The organism is bacterium, assembly GCA_041649255.1.
Taxonomy (GTDB): domain Bacteria; phylum Hydrothermota; class UBA3073; order JACQXS01; family JAQTXJ01; genus JAQTXJ01.
Genome location: JBAZNK010000054.1, coordinates 1 through 2,505, shown reverse-complemented (window position 1 = coordinate 2,505; position 2,505 = coordinate 1). Strand labels below are relative to the sequence as shown.

Here is a 2,505-nt window from a genome sequence, read left to right as displayed (position 1 = left end):
AGATTACAAGGGTGAAGCTAAAATGAGCGGCATTGTTGACGCATCCGCACAGCTGCAAGGACAGGGGCGCAAAGCAGACGAATTGAAAGCGTCGCTCAACGGCCAGTTAAGTTTCCTGTTCAAAGACGGCGTGATCAAAGGTTTTAATCTGCAAAAAATCATTGATGAAGGCAAGGCGATCATTAAAGGTTCTGCTTTGCCCTCGGACAATAAAAACGACCAGACGCTATTTTCGGAAATGAGCGGCACGGCCACGATCACTAACGGCCTGATCCAGAATAACGACCTTGCGGCCAAGTCCTCCAAATTGCGTGTCGACGGCAAAGGCAACGTAAACCTCAATTCTGAAGCGCTGGACTATAAAATCGATGCCAAATTGCTGGATTCAGATGCCGCTAGCGCTGAGCCGGAACAAGTTAAAGGCGCTGTAGCCATTGATATTGCAGGTACACTCAGCAACCCGACTTATACGATAAACATAGCTTCATTATTAACCGATAAGAACAAAGCCAAGGTTGAAAAGCTAATCGATAAACTCGACAAAAAAATAGGCCCTGGTCTGGGCAATCTGTTGAAAGGTCTTTTGAAGTGAGGGGGAGCAGGCAAAAAGCAAGAGTCACAGGGCGAAAAAAGCAGCCCTTAAACTACGCAATCCTTCGCCCTTCATCTTTCGTCTTTTGCCTCTTATGAGTCCATCCGCTTTTCAACAGAACATCCTCGCCTGGTTCGATCAATACGGTCGTAAGGACCTGCCCTGGCAAAAAGACCTTACGCCTTACCGCGTGTGGCTTTCCGAAACCATGTTGCAGCAAACCCAGGTCGCTACCGTTATTCCTTATTTCAATACTTTTATAGAAAAGTTTCCCGATATTGCGAGTTTGGCGAACGCGCCTGTTGATAAAGTTCTCCATCTTTGGTCGGGGTTGGGCTACTACGCACGCGCCCGCAACCTGCACAAAACAGCGCAGCTTATTGCCGAACGCGGCCGTTTTCCCGATACGCTGGATGAACTGATTGTATTACCCGGCATAGGCCTGTCAACGGCGGGAGCCATATTGAGCATCGCCTTTAATAAAAGCCACCCGATTCTTGATGGCAATGTCAAAAGGGTGCTAACCCGGTTTAGAGCCGTTTCCGGCTGGCCTGGCAATAGCGCAGTCAACAAGGAACTGTGGGCAATCAGCGCCAAGCTGACCCCCATAGTCCGCGTCGCGGATTACACTCAGGCCATGATGGACTTGGGCGCAACCCTCTGCACCCGCAGCAAGCCTGCTTGTGCGGCCTGTCCGCTTAATGCCGATTGTTTGGCTGGACTTGCCGGTAATAGTTCGGCATTCCCGACGCCGAAACCTGCCAAGACCTTGCCGGTCAAGCAACTTACCTTTTTACTGCTGAGTGATGCCGACAACCGGATATTGCTTGAAAAAAGACCCCCAACCGGTATCTGGGGCGGTTTGTGGAGCCTGCCGGAATTCGACAGCATTAAGGCGGCACACGACTGGTGCTTAACCAAGAGTATTCATATTGCCGACCAACAGACGCTGGCAACCCGGCGCCACACCTTTTCCCATTATCATTTGGATTACACGCCGCTGCTTATTCAATCCGATAACCCTATAAATATTGTGATGGAAGCCGATCAATCTGTCTGGTATAAAGCTGAACAGGTTAATAAGCTTGGCTTAGCCGCGCCGATTAAGCTGCTGCTTCAACAATCACACAAGAGAATAAAATGACGAGACTGGTTAAATGCGTAAAATTGGGAATAGAGACCGAAGGCTTGGATGCACCGCCTTTTCCGGGTCCCAAAGGTCAGGAAATATTTGAAAAAATATCCAAACAAGCCTGGAAGGAATGGTTAGCCAAGCAAACCATGCTGATTAATGAGGGAAAACTGGCCAGCTTTGACCCGAAAGCCCGAGCGTTTTTAGCCGAGGAAAGAACCAAGTTTCTGTTTGAAGGTAACAACGAAATGCCGGAAGGCTATGTGCCGCCAAAGGCTTAATCATTAGCCTTTAACGACCCATAGCGCAACACCAAATGATGTTGCGCTATGGTGTATCTGTCTTGTAAAACCTACCGCTTCATCGAATCGAAAAATTCTGCGTTGGTTTTAAAATCTTTAAGCTTGCCAATCAGGAATTCTGAAGCTGCGGTTTCATCCATGGGCTGAAGAATCTTGCGCAAGATCCAGGTTTTTTGCAAAGTATCGGGATCAACCAAATACTCTTCCCGACGTGTGCCGGAACGGTTGATGTTAATCGCCGGATAAATTCTTTTCTCGGCAATTTTGCGGTCCAGATGCAACTCCATGTTGCCGGTACCTTTGAATTCCTCGTAGATGACCTCGTCCATTCTTGATCCGGTATCAACCAGCGCAGTGGCGATAATAGTCAAGCTGCCGCCCTCTTCTATATTCCGCGCCGCACCGAAGAAGCGTTTCGGTTTTTCCAGCGCATTCGCATCGACACCGCCGGTTAAGATCTTGCCTGACGAAGGTACGAC

At 48.9% G+C, this 2,505-nt stretch carries 4 protein-coding genes; 3 read left to right on the top strand and 1 reads right to left on the bottom strand.

From position 1 onward, the window contains the following. The 3 genes from WC614_14185 to WC614_14175 all read left to right on the top strand — a co-directional run. On the top strand, positions 1–592 hold a 592-nt coding region (locus WC614_14185; GenBank protein ID MFA5034153.1), incomplete at its 5' end, for an AsmA-like C-terminal region-containing protein. Between the two features lie 94 nt (positions 593–686). Next, positions 687–1,736, top strand: a complete 1,050-nt coding sequence (gene mutY, locus WC614_14180; GenBank protein MFA5034152.1) for an A/G-specific adenine glycosylase — start codon at positions 687–689, stop codon at positions 1,734–1,736. Then, the gene (locus WC614_14175; GenBank protein MFA5034151.1) at positions 1,733–2,005 is read left to right on the top strand and encodes an oxidative damage protection protein; all 273 of its coding nucleotides are present in this window, start codon (positions 1,733–1,735) and stop codon (positions 2,003–2,005) included. Before mutY ends, WC614_14175 begins: the two co-directional genes overlap by 4 nt. Positions 2,006–2,076: 71 nt before the next feature. Here WC614_14175 and rho read toward each other — a convergent pair. Next, positions 2,077–2,505: transcription termination factor Rho (gene rho / locus WC614_14170; GenBank protein MFA5034150.1), on the bottom strand; the 429-nt coding region annotated here is incomplete at its 5' end.